Below are 16,445 nucleotides of genomic sequence, written 5' to 3'. Positions count from 1 at the left end.
CCCCATGACCCTGCGCGCCCGCACCCTCCTCGGACCCGGCCCGTCCAATCCGTACCCAGAGGCGCAGGCCGCGCTCGGGTTCCCGCTGCTCGGGCACCTCGACCCGCTGTTCCTCCAGGTGCTGGACGAGACGTCCGAGCGGCTGCGGCAGGTCTTCGGGACGGCGAACCGGCGCACGCTGCCGCTCTCGGCGACCGGCTCGGCGGGCATGGAGGCGGCCTTCGTCAACACCGTCGGCCCGGGGGACGTCGTCGTCGTGGCCGTGAACGGGCTGTTCGGTCAGCGCATGGTCGAGGTCGCCTCGCGGTGCGGCGCCGAGGTGGTCGCGGTCGAGCACGAGTGGGGCAGGCCGGTCGACGCCGCCCGCGTGCTCGAGGCGCACCCCTCCCCGAAGCTCATCGCCGCGGTGCACGCCGAGACCTCGACCGGCGTGCTGTCCGACCTCGAGCCGCTGGCCGCGGGCAAGGGCGACGCGCTGCTGCTGGCCGACTGCGTGACCTCGCTGGGCGGCGTCCCGGTGCGGCTGGACGAGTGGGGCGTGGACCTCGCCTACGCCGGGTCGCAGAAGTGCCTGGGCGTCCCGCCGGGGCTGGCACCGTTCACGATCTCCGACCGCGCGTGGGAGCGGCGGATCGAGAAGCCGCAGAGCTGGTACCTCGACCTCGGGCTGCTCGGCGGCTACGCGGGGGAGGCCGCGGGGTCGGGGCGGACCTACCACCACACCGCGCCCACCGGCATGGTCGTGGCACTGCACGCGGGGCTCGGCCGGATCCTCGAGGAGGGGCTGGACGCCGTCCACGCCCGGCACGCGGAGGCCGGTCGGCTGCTGCACGAGGGGCTGGCCGAGCTGGGGCTGGAGCTGTTCGCGGCCGAGGGGCACCGCCTGCCGGAGCTCACGACGGTGAAGGTGCCCGACAAGGTGGACTCGGCGGCCGTGCGCAAGGAACTGCTCGTGCGCTACGACCTGGAGATCGGGGCGGGCGCGGGTGCCTTTGCGTCGACGGTCTGGCGGATCGGCCTGATGGGCCCCAACGCCGCACCCGACAAGGTGGCCCTCGTCCTGGCCGCGCTGAAGGACGTCCTCGCCCGCTGACCGCCCTTCCCGGCGGCCCCGTGCCGAGTGCGGGGTTGTCGTCGTCCACCTCGGCGTGCCGGCGCGTGTCGGCGACACCAACCCCGCACTCGGCCCGCTCACCACCGGGCTCCCCGGCTCTGCAATGCCGCGCCGGCCCGATGCACGACGGTGTCGAGGCGGGTGAGGTGGCGAGCGGCGAAGCGGAGCACGAGCCAACCGTCGGCAGCCATCAGCGAGTAGCGGTCGATGTCGCGTCCGAACTGGTCCCGCTCGGCGTGCTGGCGCCCCTCGTACTCCAGCGCCACCTTCCAGCGGGCCCACCCCAGGTCGGCGTGCACCACCTCGTGCCCCCACCGGTCCGTCACGGGAACCTGCACCGTCGGCGCCGGCAGGCCGCTGCTGATCAGGGCGTACCGCACGAGGCTCTCCGGGCGGGAAGCCGCGAGCGGGGTGAGAAGCGGAGCCAGGGATCGCGCGAGGACGACGCCACGGATACCGGCGGCACGGTGGAGTCGCGCGTCCAGCCGAGCGGCGTCGAGATGCCCGGCCCGGTGCAGCGCATCTCCCACGGCCACGAGCTCACCCGCGGGGAGCACGGCGGCCAGGTCCAGCCAGGTCTGCGCGCCACTGGTCAGCAGCAGCTCGCGATGGGAGACCACGTCGTCCCCGTCGAGGCGCCGGACGTGCGTGCGGATCCGCGCGCGCTCGGGCCGTGGTGCGCCGGGAGGAACGCTCACGGCCAGCGGCCAGTCCGGCCGCACCGGTGCGCCGAGCAGCGCCGCGGCGGTGCGGTGCGAGAACGCGGCTCCGGGTGGGAGCACCGCGCTCGCGGCCGCGCAGGCGTTCTCCAGAGCGAGGGGAACGGCTCGGGAGACGTAGGCGCCGCGGGTGACCCGTACGCCGTCGTCCCGGAGCTGGGCGCGGGTCAGGCCGGCGGCGTGCGCCTGGACGTGGGTGTAGACGGGTGGCAGCTCGAGGGGCGTCATCGGCGAAGCGTCGTCAGCGCGCGGCGGCGCCGGGCCTCGCGCCGGGTATCCGTGGACGCTCTGGCTCCCTGTGGACGGGCCGAGTGCGGGGTTGCGGTCGCTCCCTACGGCGTGTCGGCGCGTGTCGGCGACATCAACTCCGCACTCGGCGGAGGGGGATCACCGCAGAGGGGCGGCAGAGCGGGGATGGCGGGCGGGGGAGGGTCGGAGGCGGTGGTCAGGGGTGGCCTCCGGGCGTAGCGTCCGGTTCGCCGCGCGCGGCTCCGGTGCTCCGCGGTCACGAGGCGCCCCCGCGCGGAGGAGTCGTCCATGGGCCTACCGGTGCTCCTGGCGGTGGACGACGACGCGCCCGTGCTGGCGGCGGTCGAGCGGGACCTGCGCGACCGGTACGGCGAGCGCTACCAGGTGCTCGCCGCCGGATCGGGGGAGCAAGCGCTGGACCTGCTGCGGCGGCTGCGCCTGCGGGAGGACGCGGTCGCGCTGCTGCTGGTCGACCAGCGCATGCCCGGGATGACCGGCACGGAGCTGCTCACCGCGTCGCGCCGCGTGTACCCGGACGCGCGCCGCGTGCTGCTCACCGCCTACGCCGACACCGACGCCGCCATCCGGGCCATCAACGACGCCGGGGTCGAGCACTACCTGCTCAAGCCCTGGGACCCGCCCGAGGACCGGCTCTACCCGGTGCTCGACGACCTGCTCGAGACCTGGCGCCGGCCGGCGCCGACGACGAACCTGCGGCTGATCGGCGACCGGTGGTCCGGGGCGACGCACGAGCTGCGCCAGTTCCTCGCCCGCAACCTCGTGCCCTACCGGTGGCTGGACGTCGGGTCGGATCGGCAGGCGCGCGAGCTGCTGGACCTGGCCGGCACCGACGCCGGCGAGCTGCCCGTGCTGGTCATGGACGACGGCGAGGTGATCGTGCGGCCCGACCTGCACGAGGTCGCCGCGCGCATCGGCCTGCACGTCCGCGCCGAGCGGGACGCCTACGACCTGGTCATCGCCGGGGCCGGCCCGGCGGGGCTGGCCGCCGCGGTCTACGGGGCGTCCGAGGGCCTCGCCACCCTGCTGCTGGAGTGCAGCGCGCCGGGCGGGCAGGCCGGCACGACCAGCCGGATCGAGAACTACCTCGGCTTCCCGGTGGGCCTGTCCGGCGCCGATCTCACGCTGCGCGCCCGGGAGCAGGCGACGCGGTTCGGGGCCGAGATGCTCGTGCCCTCGGAGGCGGTCGGGCTGGCGCGGGCCGACCCGTACGCCGTGGTCACCCTCGGCGACGGCGGGGAGGTCAGCGCCTCGGCCCTGGTCATCGCGTCCGGCGTCACCTATCGCACGCTGTCGGTGCCGGGTGCCGCGGAGCTGACCGGCCGCGGGGTGTACTACGGCGCCGGCCGCGCCGAGGCCGCCGACCACGCGGGCGGGCGGGTCTTCGTGGTGGGCGGCGGCAACTCCGCGGGGCAGGCGGCGGTGTTCCTCTCCGCGTTCGCCGCGGAGGTCACGCTGCTGGTGCGCGGCGCGGATCTGACCGCCACCATGTCGCGCTACCTGACCGACCGCATCGAGGCCTCCGACCGGATCGCCGTCGAGCCCGGGACGGAGGTGGCCGGCGCCGTCGGGGAGCACCGGCTGGAGGCGCTGCGGCTGCGGAGCGGGACGGCGGAGCGCGAGGTGCCCGCCGACGCCGTCTTCGTCTTCGTCGGGCAGGCGCCGCGGACGGGCTGGCTGGACGGCGCGGTGCGGCGGGACTCCCGCGGTTTCGTGCTCACCGGCGCCGACCTCGGGTCCCCGCCGCCGGAGTGGCCGCTCGCCGTGCCCCCGCTGCCGCTGGAGACGTCGGTGCCGCGGGTGTTCGCCGCCGGCGACGTGCGCGCCGGCTCGGTGAAGCGGATCGCCTCCGCCGTGGGGGAGGGCGCGATGGCGGTGAGCTTCGCCCACGAGCGGCTGGCCGGACGGTGACCGGGCCGGCCGGCGACGTCGCGGCCGCGCTGCGCACCTCGCCGCTGTTCGCCGCGCTGCCCGACGCCGACCTCGCCGAGCTGGCCGCCGGCGGGCAGCCGCTCCGGCTCGCGGCGGGCCAGGTGCTCATGGCCGAGGGCGAGCCGTCCGACGCCGTGATCGTCGTCCTGGAGGGCCAGCTCGAGATCACGCGCGACGGCGGGGGCGGCCCCCCGGTGCTGCTCAACGTGTGCTCCCGCGGCGACCTGCTCGGGGAGCTGGGCGTGCTGCAGGGGGTGCCGCGGTCGGCCACGGTGCGAGCCCGCACACCGGCCCTCGTGCAGCGGATCGGCGCCGACGTCCTCGACCGGCTGCTGGCCCACCCGCGCTCGGCGCGGGCCCTGCTGCAGGTCACCGCACGCCGGCTGGCCCGGGAGGAGGCCCTGCTGCGGCAGCGGGAGCGGATGGCCGCGCTCGGCGCGCTCACCGCGGGTCTGCTGCACGAGGTGAACAACCCGGCCGCGGCGGTCTCCCGCAGCGCCGTCCGGCTGCGGCGGCTGCTGGCCGAGGAGGACCGGAGCAGCCCGCTGCACGCGCTGGCCGGCCCGCCGCCGGTCGACGCCCTGGTCCGTGCCGACGCCGCCACCGCGCTGGCCCGGGTGCTCGCGCGCGCGGTGCCCGGCCTCGGTGGGGCCGCCGCGCAGCAGCTGGCCGCCGCGGGGATCGGCGCGGCGGCGCTCGAGGAGACGCTCACCGCGCTGCCGGCCGGCCGCCGGGCGGACGAGGTGCAGCGGTTCCTGCACGAGCGCGAGGTGGGCGACCTGCTGGAGGAGCTGGCCGCCGGTGCCGAGCACCTCTCCCGGATCGTCACCGGCGTCCGCCCGCTGGCCTACGCCGCCGACCAGGGGCTCGGCGAGGTCGACCTGCACGCCGGGCTGGAGCAGGCGCTCGTGCTGCTGCGGCACAAGATCCCACCCGGCGTCTCCGTGGTGCGCGAGCTGTCGCCGGACGCCCGCACCGTCTCCGGCCGGCCGGCGGACCTGGCGCTGGTCTGGATCAACCTGCTCGACAACGCGGTCGCCGCAGTGGGGGAGGAGGGCACGATCACCGTCCGCACGTCGGCCGACGGGGACCGGGTCGTCGTCGACGTCGAGAATTCCGGCCCGCCGGTGCCGCCGGAGGTGGCCGAGCGCGCCTTCGACCCGTTCTTCACCACCAAGCCCGTGGGCGTCGGGACCGGCCTGGGCCTGACGACCTCGCTGGCCGTGGTCGCCCAGCAGCACCGCGGCGAGCTCACCCTCGGTCCGGCCGACGGCGGCACCAGGGCCCGGGTCGTGCTGCCGCGCTAGGCCGGGGCGTCCGCCATCCGCTTCTGGGGACGACCGCTGAGCAGCCCGCGGCACAGCGCCGGCAGGTCGACGAGCCCCACGAGCCGGCCGTCCTCCACGACGGGCGCGTAGGAGGCCGCGGCCTCCAGCATGCGCTGGGCCGCCTCCGCCACCGGGGTTCCGGGTGAGAGGACGACCACCTCCGGCAGGTCGAGGTCGGCCAGGCGGGTCCGTTCGGGGTCGCGCCCGTCGGCCACGGCGCGGGTGACGTCGAAGTCGCAGACCAGCGTGGCCGGCACCCGCGAGGTGCCGTCGGTGAGGACGACGAGCGCGGAGCCGCGCCACCGCTTCATCAGGTAGGCGGCCGCGGCCACGTGCGCGGTGCGCTCCACGGTGGGGACGGCGGTCTTCATCACGTCGCGCACCACGAGCTCCGGGCCGTGGGGGTGGTCGGGCATGTCGAGCTCCTCGTCGTCGTCGGGTCGGTGTGGCTAGCGCGGCTTCCGGTGGGCCCCGGCGTGGGACCGGGGAGCGGGGCGGGGTGCGGGCGGGGCGAGCAGGTGGGCCGGAACCGGCTCGGCCTTGCCCTTGACGCGCAGCTCCGGCACCGCGGCGAGGGCGGCGTCGTCCCCCAGCAGCTCGGCGGTGCGCTCGCCGACCAGCACGCCGCCCACGGGTGCGGCCGCCTGCAGCCGGGCGGCGACGTTCACCGTGTCGCCAACGGCGGCGTAGACGACGTAGCCCCGGCCGCCCATCTCCGAGACGACGACCGGACCGCTGTTGACGCCGACGCGCAGACCCGGCCAGTCCGGGTGCCCCTGCCGGACGTGCGACACCTCCGCCTGCAGCGCGGTCGCGGCCTCCGCTGCCCTGCGGGCGTGGTCGGGCTGGTCGCCGCGCCGGTTGAAGGTGGCGAAGATGCCGTCGCCGGCGAACTTCTCCACCTCGCCCCGGAAGCGGCGCGAGATGAGCGGGGTGGCCACCTCGTAGTAGGCGCGGAGCATCGCGGCGACCTCGGCCGGGTCGCGGGACTCGCTGAACCCGGTGAACCCGGCGAGGTCGCCGACGAGCACCGACACCTCCTGGCGCTGCTCCCGTGTCTCCGGCAGGTACAGCGTGCGGAACCGCTCGTCGCGCCATTCCCGCCGGGCGGCGACGAAGACGACGACGAAGGCGCCCACGATCAGGCCGTGCCAGACCCACCACGAGGGGTGGAAGCTGCGCTCGCCCGCGACGGCCACGCCGAGCAGCGCCTCGGCGAGCAGGCCGAAGCAGGCCACCAGGCTGAGCACGAGGAACCCGGGGTGCTCGCGGTGCACCCACCACAGGCGCACGGCCGCGGCGACGTAGGCCAGGGCGGCACCCGCGGCGGCGATCTCGAGCGCGTCCCCGCTGGGGCCCTCGCCGGTGATGACGTCCATCGGCGGCCAGTTGCCCAGCGACCACGCCCCCCACAGCAGCAGGGCGGTGACGACGGCGGCGTGCAGCCAGGCCCGGCTGCGCATGACAGCCGGCCCGACCCAGGGCCGGAGGTCGACGTACGCCGTGGCGAGCGCGAACGGTGCGGCGACCAGCAGGCCCACCGAGATCGCCACCGTGAAGGCGGGGAGCAGCCGGTCGGTGAGGACACCCCGGGTGCCGGCCGCGTGCAGGGCCATGAAGCCGCTGACGGAGAGGAAGGCCAGCGAGAGGAGGAACACCCGGGCGTCGCCGCGCAGGCGGGCCGCCTCGCCGGCGACCACGGACAGGCTGGCCGCGAGGCCGCCGACCAGCAGGAAGACGACGAAGTGCAGGGCGGGTTCGCGCCAGTGCACGGCGGTCAGCTGCGGCTGCAGCAGCAGCACCAGGCCGATCAGCGGCAGGCACAGCCCCAGGACCACCAGCCCGCCACCCAGGCCGAGCGACATCGCGGCGCCCCGGACGCCCTCGAGGCGGCCGGGGCGCGGGTGGTGCCGGTGACGGGGGAGCCCGGCCGGGTCCACCGGCGCAGTCTGGTCCGACGCCCGCGGCGGGACCAGGGACTTTCGGCGGGGGACCGGTGCCGGCTCAGCCGCCGAGCCGGGCCAGCTGCTCCGGGCTCAGCCGCAGCTCGGCCGCGGCGGCCGAGTCCTCGATGGAGGCCGGCCGGGAGGCGCCCGGGATGGGCACCACGACGTCGGCCTGCGCCAGGTGCCACGCGAGCGTCACCCGGTACACGGAGACGTCGAGCTCGGCGGCCACCTCGGCGAACGCCGGCGCATCGGCGTCCAGCGAGCCGGCCGCGTCCACCCCGCCGAACGGGCTCCACGGGAGGAACGCCAGCCCGTGCGCCGCGCAGTGCGCCAGCTCGCCGGCCGAGTGCCGCCAGCCGGGGGAGAACTGGTTCTGCACGCTGACGAACGCGTCGCCGATGATCGCCCGCGCGGCGTCGATCTGCGCGACGTCGGCGTTGGAGACCCCGAACATCTGCACCAGCCCGTCGTCGGCGAGCGCCCGCAGCGCCCCCATCGACTCCTCCCACGGCGTGGCCGGGTCGGGGCGGTGGTACTGGTACAGCCCGATCGCCTCGACCCCGAGCCGCCGCAGCGAGCCCTCGCACGCCCGGCGCAGGTAGTCCGGCGAGCCGTCCAGCCCCCAGTCGGTGCCCGAGCGCGTGTGCCCGCCCTTGGTCGCCACCAGCACGTCGTCCGCGCCCGGCCCGTAGGAGGCCAGCGCCTCGGCCACCAGCTCCTCGTTGTGCCCGAACTCCGCCTCGTCGCGCGCGTAGGCGTCGGCAATGTCGATCAGCGTCACCCCGGCGTCCAGGGCGGCGTGCACGACGGCGACCGCCTCCTCGCGGGAGGGGCGCGGGTCCTTGGTGGACAGGGGCATCGCCCCCAGCCCGATCGCGCTGACGGTCCGGTCGCCGATGCGTCGCTGCTGCATCAGCGCGTCGTATCCCGCGGGTAGCGTCGTAATCGTGACATCGCTGTTCGACCCCGCTCCGGACGACGACGGCTCGCCGATCGTCGACCCGGGCGCCCCCCTCGCGGTCCGCATGCGCCCGCGGTCGCTGGACGAGGTGGTCGGCCAGCAGCACCTGCTCGCCCCCCGCGCTCCGCTCCGCCGGCTGGTCGAGTCCGACGAGCCGATGTCGCTGGTGCTCTACGGGCCGCCCGGCACCGGCAAGACCACGCTGGCCCACGTCATCTCCCTGGCCACCAAGCGCCAGTTCGTGCAGCTCTCCGCGCTGGACTCCGGGGTGAAGGAGGTACGGGCGGTCATCCAGAGCGCCAAGCGCGAGCTGACCTTCTCCGGCCGCCGCACGGTGCTGTTCATCGACGAGGTGCACCGCTTCTCCAAGACCCAGCAGGACAGCCTGCTGTCCGCGGTGGAGGACCGGATCGTCAGCCTCATCGCCGCGACGACCGAGAACCCGTTCTTCTCCGTGGTCAGCCCGCTGCTCTCCCGCAGCCTGGTGCTGGCCCTGCAGCCGCTGGACGACGACGACGTCCGCACGCTGCTGCACCGCGCGCTCACCAGCGACCGCGGGCTCGACGGCGCGGTCACCCTGAGCGCCGAGGCCGAGGAGCACCTGATCCGCGTCGCGGGCGGGGACGGCCGCAAGGCGCTCACCGCGCTGGAGTCCGGCGCCGGCGCCGCGCAGGCCGTCGGGGCCACCGAGATCGACCTCGCCACGCTCGAGACCGCCGTCGCCCAGGCCGCGGTGCGCTACGACCGGCAGGGCGATCAGCACTACGACGTCGCCAGTGCGCTGATCAAGAGCATCCGGGGCAGCGACGTGGACGCCGCGATGCACTACCTGGCCCGCATGGTCGAGGCGGGGGAGGACCCGCGCTTCATCGCCCGGCGGCTGGTCATCTCCGCCAGCGAGGACATCGGCATGGCCGACCCGACCGCGCTGCCGCTGGCCGTGGCGGCGATGCAGGCGGTGCAGTTCATCGGCATGCCGGAGGGCCACTTTCCGCTCGCCCAGGCGGTCGTCCACCTGGCCACGGCCCCCAAGTCCGACGCGGTGACCAAGGCGATCGGGGAGTCGGTCGGCGACGTCCGCAAGGGGCTGGCCGGGCCGGTGCCCCCGGGCCTGCGCGACGGGCACTACGCGGGTGCGAAGAAGCTCGGGCACGCGCAGACCTACGTCTACCCGCACGCCCATCCCGACGGCGTCGTCCCCCAGCAGTACCCGCCGGACGCCCTGGTCGGGAAGGACTACTACCGGCCCACCGGCCGGGGTGCCGAGGCGCGGCTGGGCGAGCGGCTGGCCAAGCTCCGGGCGATCGTCCGGCGCGGCCGCTGACCGGAACGGGGACACGGGACGGACCGGGTGGCCCCGCGGCTAGTGTGAAGCTCTCCGCCTCCCGGTCCGCCCGGCCGGCGGCCGGGGCGGCCTGCCGGTCGCCCGGACCCCCAGATGAGGAGCACGTGTGTCCGCAGGAGAGATCGCCGGGCTGATCGCCGCCGGTGCGTTGGTGCTGCTGGTGGTGCTGGTCGCCGTCCCGCTGCTCAAGCTCGGCCGCACGCTCGACGAGACGACGCTGACGATCCGGCAGGTCCGCGAGCAGAGCGCGCCGATCCTCACCCAGGCCAGCACCACCGTGACCCACGTGAACAGCAACCTCGAGCGGGTCGACGACATCACCGGCAACGCCGCGAACGTGTCCAGCAACGTCGCCGCGCTCACCAGCGTCGTCGCCGCCACGCTCGGCAGCCCGCTGATCAAGGTCGCCGCGTTCTCCTACGGGGTGCGCAGCGCGGCGCGGAAGAAGCGCGAGGGCGAGGCGCTGGCCGAGGTGGCGCGCCGCGACAAGGAGGCACGCCGCGCGCGTCGTGCCGCCCGGCGGGCCGCCTGATGCGCCGGCTGTTCTGGCTCGCCATGGGCATCACCATCGGCGCCCTCGTCGTCCGCAAGCTGTCCTCCGCGGCCGAGAAGCTGACCCCCGCCGGCATCGGCGCGAGCATCGCCGAGGGCCTGCGCGACCTGGCCGAGGCGATCGGCGACTTCGGTGCCGACGTCCGCGACGCGATGGCCGAGCGCGAGCAGGAGCTGCGCGCGGGCACGGGCCTCGACGCGCCGCTGCCCGCGGGCGAGCAGGTGCAGCTGCCCGGTCGCCGCGGGGCGCACGCCTCCGATTCCTGACCCCCGGGGAGCCGCGGATTCCCGCCCGGCCCCGCCCGCCGACACCGAGAAGACCTGATGCAGACCGCCGAGATCCGCCGCCGCTTCCTCGAGCACTTCGCCTCGCGCGGCCACACCGTCGTCCCCAGTGCGTCGCTGGTGTCGCCGGACCCCTCGCTGCTGTTCACCGTGGCCGGCATGGTGCCGTTCATCCCGTACCTGACCGGCCGCGAGCCGGCGCCGTTCCCGCGGGCCACCAGCGTGCAGAAGTGCGTGCGCACCCTCGACATCGAGGAGGTGGGCAAGACCACCCGCCACGGCACGTTCTTCCAGATGAACGGCAACTTCTCCTTCGGCGACTACTTCAAGGACGGCGCGATCGAACTCGCCTGGGAGCTGCTCACCGGCTCGGTCGACGACGGCGGCCTGGGCTTCGACCCCGACCGGCTCTGGGTCACCGTCTACCTCGACGACGACGAGGCCGCCGAGGCCTGGCACCGCATCGCGGGGCTGCCGGTCGAGCGGATCCAGCGGCTGGGCAAGAAGGACAACTACTGGCACACCGGGGCGGCCGGCCCCGGCGGCCCGTGCTCGGAGATCTACTACGACCGCGGCCCCGAGTTCGGGCCCGACGGCGGCCCGCTGGTGGACACCGCCGGCGACCGGTTCCTGGAGATCTGGAACCTCGTCTTCATGCAGTACGAGCTCACCGACGTGCGCAGCAAGGAGGAGTTCACCGTCGTCGGGGAGCTCCCCCACAAGAACATCGACACCGGCATGGGCCTGGAGCGGGTGGCCTTCCTGCTGCAGGGCGTCGACAACATGTACGAGATCGACGAGGTCGCCCCGGTGCTGCGCCGGGCCGCCGAGCTCGCCGGCGTCACGTACGGCAAGGACCACGAGACCGACGTCCGGCTGCGCGTGGTCGCCGACCACGTGCGCAGCGGGCTGATGCTCATCGGCGACGGCGTCACGCCGGGCAACGAGGGCCGCGGCTACATCCTGCGCCGGCTGCTCCGCCGCGCCGTCCGCTCGATGGTGCTGCTCGGGGTCGAGGGCGCCTCCCTGCCGGAGCTGCTGCCGGTCTCCCGCGACGCGATGAGCGCCAGCTACCCGGAGCTCGCCACCGACTTCGACCGCATCGCCGGGGTCGCCTACGCCGAGGAGGAGGCGTTCCGGCGCACCCTCACCTCCGGCACGGCGCTGTTCGACACCGCGGTCGCCCAGGCGAAGCATGCGGGCACCCCGTCGCTCTCGGGGGAGCAGGCGTTCTCGCTGCACGACACCTACGGCTTCCCGATCGACGTCACCCTCGAGATGGCCGCCGAGCAGGGCGTGACCGTCGACGAGGCGGGCTTCCGCGCGCTCATGGCCGAGCAGCGCGACCGCGCCCGCGCCGACGCCCGCGCCAAGCGCACCGGCTCGGTCGACGTGCTGGCCTACCGGCGGCTGCTGGCCGAGCACGGCCCGACCGACTGGCAGGCCTACGAGACCCTGCGCACCGACTCCCGGGTGCTCGGCGTGGTCACCGAGGGCGACGACGACGCCGCGCCCCGGCCGGTCGGTCCCGGGGAGATCACCCGCGTGGTGCTCGACCGCACGCCGTTCTACGCCGAGTCCGGTGGCCAGGTGGCCGACGCCGGCCTGCTCACCTGGGACGGCGGCCGCGCGGAGGTCATCGACGTCCAGCGCCCGGTCAAGGGGCTGGTGGCCCACCAGGTCCGGGTGCTCGAGGGGGAGCTCCGCGCCGGCGCCGAGCTGACCGCCGAGGTGGACCGCGAGTGGCGGCTGGACGCCTGCCAGGCGCACTCGGGCACCCACGTGGTCCATGCCGCCCTGCGCCAGGTGCTCGGCCCGCAGGCGCTGCAGTCGGGCTCGTACAACCGCCCGGGCTACCTGCGGCTGGACTTCGCCTGGCAGGGCGCGCTCACCGCCCAGCAGCGCACCGACATCGAGGACGTCGCCAACGCCGCCGTCCGGGCCGACCACGCCGTCTCCGCCTCGTGGATGACGCTGCCCGAGGCACGGGCGTTCGGCGCCCTGGCGCTGTTCGGCGAGACCTACGGCGAGCAGGTCCGCGTCGTCGAGATCGGTGGCCCGTGGTCGCGCGAGCTCTGCGGTGGCACGCACGTCCGCGGCAGCGCCCAGATCGGCACGCTGGCCCTGACCGGCGAGTCGTCGGTCGGGTCCGGCTCGCGCCGCGTCGAGGCGGTCGTGGGCCTGGAGGGCTTCCGCTACCTGGCCCGCGAGCGCGACCTGGTCCGCCAGCTGGCCGAGCTGCTCAAGTCCCCGCAGGACGGGCTGGTCGAGCGGGTCGGGGGCATGGTCGCCCGGCTGCGCGAGCTGGACCGCGAGCTGGCCGAGCTGCGCGCCCGGCAGAACCTGGCCGCGGCCGGTGAGCTCGCCGGCGCCGCGCAGGACGTCGGCGGTGTCGCGGTGGCCACCGGCGCGCCTGCCGGGCTCGGCGGGGGTGACCTGCGCACCCTGGCCCTGGACGTCCGGGGCAGGCTGGGCGACCGGCCGGCGGTCGTGCTGCTGGCCTCGGAGTCCGGTGGCAAGGTGGCTCTCGTGGCCGCGCTCAACCCGGCCGCCCTCGAGCAGGGGCTGTCGGCCAACGACGTGTTGAAGGCCGCGGCGGTCCCCGTCGCCGGTCGAGGTGGCGGCAAGGCCGACGTCGCCCAAGGGGGCGGCACCGACGCGGCGGGGATCCCCGCCGCGCTCCAGGCAGGCGTTCAGGCGGTTGCGGCCGCCACTGGGAGGTGAGCACCGTGCCCACGACCGAGGACAACGGTTCCGACTACAACCCCGACGACACCGGTCCGGTCGGCAGCCGGCGGCGCGAGCTGCCGGCCGTCCCGCCGGCCCGTCCGCGGCAGGCCCCCGGGGCCCCCGTCCACCACCCGACGACCGAGCTCGACCTGAGCCAGGGGTTCCCCCCGGTGTCGAACGAGACGGCCGAGATCGACCTGTCGGGTGGCTGGCCCGCGCACCTCAAGGTGCCGCCGAAGCCGTCGGCCCGGCCCACCGGCCGGGTGCTGGGCGTGGACGTCGGCACGGTCCGGGTCGGGCTGGCGCTGTCGGACCCCACCGGCACGCTCGCCAGCCCGCTCGAGACGCTGAAGCGGGCCAAGGACGGCGCCGATCTGGACCGCCTCGCGGCGCTCGTGGTGGAACACGAGGTGACCGAGGTGGTGGTGGGAGAGCCGAGGCACCTGTCAGGTGCGTCGGGCGCGTCGGCCGACGACGCCGCCGCCTACTCTCAGGCACTGGCCGACCGCATAGCGGATGTGCCGGTGTTCCTGATCGACGAAAGGCTCTCGACCGTGACCGCAGCAAGTCACCTGCGTCAGGGCGGCATCGACAGCCGCAATCAGCGCTCCGTGATCGACCAGGCCGCGGCCGTGGTGATCCTGCAGCAGTATCTGGACAGCCGGCGGGGCCGGTCGTGACCGTGCCCGGTGGTCCGGGCCGGCGGGGTCGACACTCCGCCGGTGACGGCACCGGCGCGATCCCGTCCTCCCCGTCCTTCCCGTCCTCCCCGTGGACCGCGGGCGGCAGCGGGCCCGGACCCCGGCAGGGGAGCGACCTCCCCGTGGGGCCGCGGTTCGAGCCGCGGACCGACTCCGGCGTCCCCGGCCCCCGGTACGTGTCGGGCCTGCTCGACCGGCGCGACGACGCGACCGGGCCGCTGCCCGAGCCCGCGTGGTGGTTCGACGGCTCCGCTCACCCGAGCGCCCGGCACTCCGCCGGCGACGACGACCCCGGCCGGCCGGGTGACGCACCGCGCCCGGACACCCAGCACCCCTCCGCGCCCCTGCCCCCGATGCCGTCGGGCGTCTGGGACCGGTTGCAGCCCCGCACCGACGGCCCGGTCGACGACGACGCCACGGTCGCGCAGCCGGTCGGCTCCGGCCCGGACGTCTTCGGCGACCACGACGGCGCGTACGGCCCCGACGACCACCCGGCCGACGACCACGACCTCGCCGACGGCCGGACCGACTCCTGGGAGCAGACCGGCGGCCTCGACGTCATCGGCAGCCACGTCGACGACGAGGCGCCCCGCGGGCGCCGGGGGCGCCGCCGCCGGGACCGCACCGGTGACGGCCTCGTGCCCGGTGCCCACGACGAAGCACCCCACGACGACCGCGGCGGCCGACGGCGCCGCCGGCCGTGGGCGGTGCTGCTCAGCGTGCTGGTGCTCGGCGGGCTCGTGGCCGGCATCGTGCTGGGCGGCCAGGCGCTGATGGGCCTGTTCACGGCCGAGGACTACACCGGTCAGGGCACCGGCGACGTCCAGGTGCGCGTCCAGGAGGGCGACACGCTCAGCGACATCGCCCGGACGCTGGTCGACGAGGACGTGATCGCCTCGACCGGCCCGTTCGTGGACGCCGCCGACGGGCGCCCCGAGGCGACCGGCATCCAGCCCGGTGTCTACGGCCTGCGCTCGCAGATGAGCGGGGCGGCGGCGCTGGACATGCTGCTCGGCGAGGGCTCGCGGGTGCTGTCCAAGGTCACCATCCCGGAGGGCCTGACCGTCGCGCAGATCCTGGAGCGGATCGCCACGGAGACGGGCACCCCGATCGAGGAGCTGCAGGCGGCCGCGGCCGACCTCCCGGCGCTCGGCCTGCCGGCCTACGCCAACGGCCAGCTCGAGGGCTACCTCTACCCGGCCACCTACGACGTCGAGCCCGACCAGACGGCGGCGCAGATCCTGGCGATGATGGTCGACCAGTTCACCAGCGTCGCCGCGGGTCTGGACCTCGAGGGGCGGGCGGCGGCCGCCGGCCGCACGCCGGCCGACGTCGTCACCGTCGCCTCGATGATCCAGTCGGAGACCCGGCTGGACGAGGAGCGGCCCGACGTCGCGCAGGTGATCTACAACCGGCTCGCGCAGAACATCCCGCTGGGCATCGACGCCACGCTCGCGTACGGCCTGGACAAGAGCGGCAACGACCTCACGGTCACCGACCTGCGGACCGACAGCCCCTACAACACCCGCACCCGCACGGGGCTGACGCCGACGCCGATCAGCTCGCCCGGTGAGGCGAGCCTCGAGGCGGCGCTGACGCCCACCTCCGGCGACCTCCTGTACTACGTGCTGGAGAACGCCGACGGGACGCACTTCTTCACCGCCGACTACGCGGAGTTCCAGGCCGCCCGGCAGCGGTGCGCCCAGGCCGGCCTCGGCTGCGGTGGCTGACGGGGCGGGAGCGCCCGGGCTCCGGCGGGCCGCGGTCCTCGGCCGGCCGGTCTCGCACTCGCTCTCCCCGCTGCTGCACCGGGCGGCCTACGCCGCGCTCGGCCTCGACGACTGGCGCTACGACGCGCTGGACGTCGGGGCCGAGGACCTGCCCGACCTGCTGGCTGGGCTGGGCGAGGAGTGGCGCGGCTTCTCGGTGACCATGCCGTGCAAGCAGGCGGCGGTCGACGTCGCCGACCGGGTGGAGCCGCTCCCACGGCTGCTGCACGCCGCCAACACCCTCGTCCGCGAGGACGGCGGATGGCGGGCGGAGAACACCGATGTCGCCGGCATCGGCACCGCGCTGCAGGTGGCCGGGGTCGAGCAGGTGGACCGGGCCGCCGTCCTGGGCGCCGGGGGCACCGCCGCGGCCGCCGCGGTGGCGCTGGCCTCCCTGGGCGCCCGGCACGTGGACGTGGTGGTCCGCGATCCCGCGCGCGCCGCGGACCTGGTCCGCGTGCTCGACGTCCTCCAGGTGCCGGTGACGGTCTCCGCGCTGGACGGCGCCGAGGTCGACGCGCCGGTGGTGGTCAGCACCGTGCCGGTGGCCGGGCAGCCCGCGGTCAGCGCCCTGCCCTGGCAGGCCGGCCAGACGGTGCTCGACGTGCTGTACGCGCCGTGGCCGACGGCGCTCGCCGAGGCGGTCACCGCCGCCGGCGGCACGGTCGTCGGCGGTGCCGAGGTGTTGTTCTGGCAGGCGACCGTCCAGGTGGAGCTGATGACCGGCCGGCCGGCGCCGATCGCGGAGATGCGGAGCGCCCTGGACGCCGCGCTCTCCGTGCGCTGAGCCGCT

At 75.6% G+C, this 16,445-nt stretch carries 14 protein-coding genes; 10 read left to right on the top strand and 4 right to left on the bottom strand.

Translation table 11 applies throughout. The features are described from left to right. Window positions 1-4: 4 nt before the first annotated feature. Window positions 5-1,093, top strand: a complete 1,089-nt coding sequence (locus DQ239_RS05530; RefSeq protein ID WP_113833425.1) for an alanine--glyoxylate aminotransferase family protein — start codon at window positions 5-7, stop codon at window positions 1,091-1,093. A 98-nt stretch (window positions 1,094-1,191) separates the two neighbouring features. Here DQ239_RS05530 and DQ239_RS05525 read toward each other — a convergent pair whose 3' ends face one another. Next, window positions 1,192-2,061: a DUF559 domain-containing protein gene (locus DQ239_RS05525; protein ID WP_233488786.1), complete on the bottom strand. Its 870-nt coding sequence runs from the start codon at window positions 2,059-2,061 to the stop codon at window positions 1,192-1,194. Window positions 2,062-2,370: 309 nt separating this feature from the next. Between DQ239_RS05525 and DQ239_RS05520 the strand changes: the two genes are divergently transcribed. Continuing rightward, window positions 2,371-4,011: an FAD-dependent oxidoreductase gene (locus DQ239_RS05520; RefSeq protein ID WP_113833424.1), complete on the top strand. Its 1,641-nt coding sequence runs from the start codon at window positions 2,371-2,373 to the stop codon at window positions 4,009-4,011. After that, entirely contained in the window at window positions 4,008-5,339 is a 1,332-nt protein-coding gene (locus DQ239_RS05515; protein ID WP_113833423.1) for an ATP-binding protein, read from the top strand. The genes DQ239_RS05520 and DQ239_RS05515 overlap by 4 nt, the downstream gene beginning before the upstream one ends. On the opposite strand, the gene DQ239_RS05510 is transcribed toward DQ239_RS05515, so the two are convergent. The 3 genes from DQ239_RS05510 to DQ239_RS05500 all read right to left on the bottom strand — a co-directional run bounded on the left by DQ239_RS05510 (window position 5,336) and on the right by DQ239_RS05500 (window position 8,222). Continuing rightward, the gene (locus DQ239_RS05510) at window positions 5,336-5,776 is read right to left on the bottom strand and encodes a CBS domain-containing protein (protein WP_113833422.1); all 441 of its coding nucleotides are present in this window, start codon (window positions 5,774-5,776) and stop codon (window positions 5,336-5,338) included. The two genes, DQ239_RS05515 and DQ239_RS05510, sit on opposite strands and share 4 nt — an antisense overlap. 33 nt (window positions 5,777-5,809) lie before the next feature. After that, a complete protein-coding gene (locus tag DQ239_RS05505; RefSeq protein WP_113833421.1) occupies window positions 5,810-7,300 on the bottom strand; it encodes an adenylate/guanylate cyclase domain-containing protein in 1,491 nt (496 codons plus the stop codon). A gap of 64 nt (window positions 7,301-7,364) precedes the next feature. Further along, a complete protein-coding gene (locus tag DQ239_RS05500) occupies window positions 7,365-8,222 on the bottom strand; it encodes an aldo/keto reductase (RefSeq protein ID WP_113833420.1) in 858 nt (285 codons plus the stop codon). Window positions 8,223-8,256: 34 nt separating this feature from the next. Here DQ239_RS05500 and DQ239_RS05495 point away from each other — a divergent pair, with 34 nt between their 5' ends. The 7 genes from DQ239_RS05495 to DQ239_RS05465 all read left to right on the top strand — a co-directional run bounded on the left by DQ239_RS05495 (window position 8,257) and on the right by DQ239_RS05465 (window position 16,439). Then, entirely contained in the window at window positions 8,257-9,594 is a 1,338-nt protein-coding gene (locus DQ239_RS05495) for a replication-associated recombination protein A (protein ID WP_113833419.1), read from the top strand. A 127-nt stretch (window positions 9,595-9,721) separates the two neighbouring features. Beyond that, window positions 9,722-10,147, top strand: coding sequence for a DUF948 domain-containing protein (locus DQ239_RS05490; RefSeq protein ID WP_113833418.1), 426 nt, complete (start codon window positions 9,722-9,724; stop codon window positions 10,145-10,147). Beyond that, the gene (locus DQ239_RS05485) at window positions 10,147-10,434 is read left to right on the top strand and encodes a hypothetical protein (protein ID WP_113833417.1); all 288 of its coding nucleotides are present in this window, start codon (window positions 10,147-10,149) and stop codon (window positions 10,432-10,434) included. The genes DQ239_RS05490 and DQ239_RS05485 overlap by 1 nt, the downstream gene beginning before the upstream one ends. A 57-nt stretch (window positions 10,435-10,491) precedes the next feature. Continuing rightward, the gene (gene alaS / locus DQ239_RS05480; RefSeq protein WP_113833416.1) at window positions 10,492-13,176 is read left to right on the top strand and encodes an alanine--tRNA ligase; all 2,685 of its coding nucleotides are present in this window, start codon (window positions 10,492-10,494) and stop codon (window positions 13,174-13,176) included. A gap of 176 nt (window positions 13,177-13,352) precedes the next feature. Continuing rightward, entirely contained in the window at window positions 13,353-13,862 is a 510-nt protein-coding gene (gene ruvX / locus DQ239_RS05475) for a Holliday junction resolvase RuvX (protein WP_233488784.1), read from the top strand. Window positions 13,863-14,005: 143 nt separating this feature from the next. Beyond that, a complete protein-coding gene (mltG, locus tag DQ239_RS05470) occupies window positions 14,006-15,613 on the top strand; it encodes an endolytic transglycosylase MltG (RefSeq protein WP_113833415.1) in 1,608 nt (535 codons plus the stop codon). Beyond that, on the top strand, window positions 15,606-16,439 hold the full coding sequence (locus tag DQ239_RS05465) for a shikimate dehydrogenase (protein ID WP_113833414.1): 834 nt from the start codon (window positions 15,606-15,608) through the stop codon (window positions 16,437-16,439). Before mltG ends, DQ239_RS05465 begins: the two co-directional genes overlap by 8 nt. Window positions 16,440-16,445 lie beyond the last annotated feature (6 nt).

Source organism: Blastococcus sp. TF02-09, from assembly GCF_003319105.1.
In the GTDB taxonomy this organism is placed as follows: domain Bacteria; phylum Actinomycetota; class Actinomycetes; order Mycobacteriales; family Geodermatophilaceae; genus Blastococcus.
The sequence above is the reverse complement of the archived record's forward strand: the minus strand, read 5'-3'. Positions and strand labels throughout refer to the sequence as shown.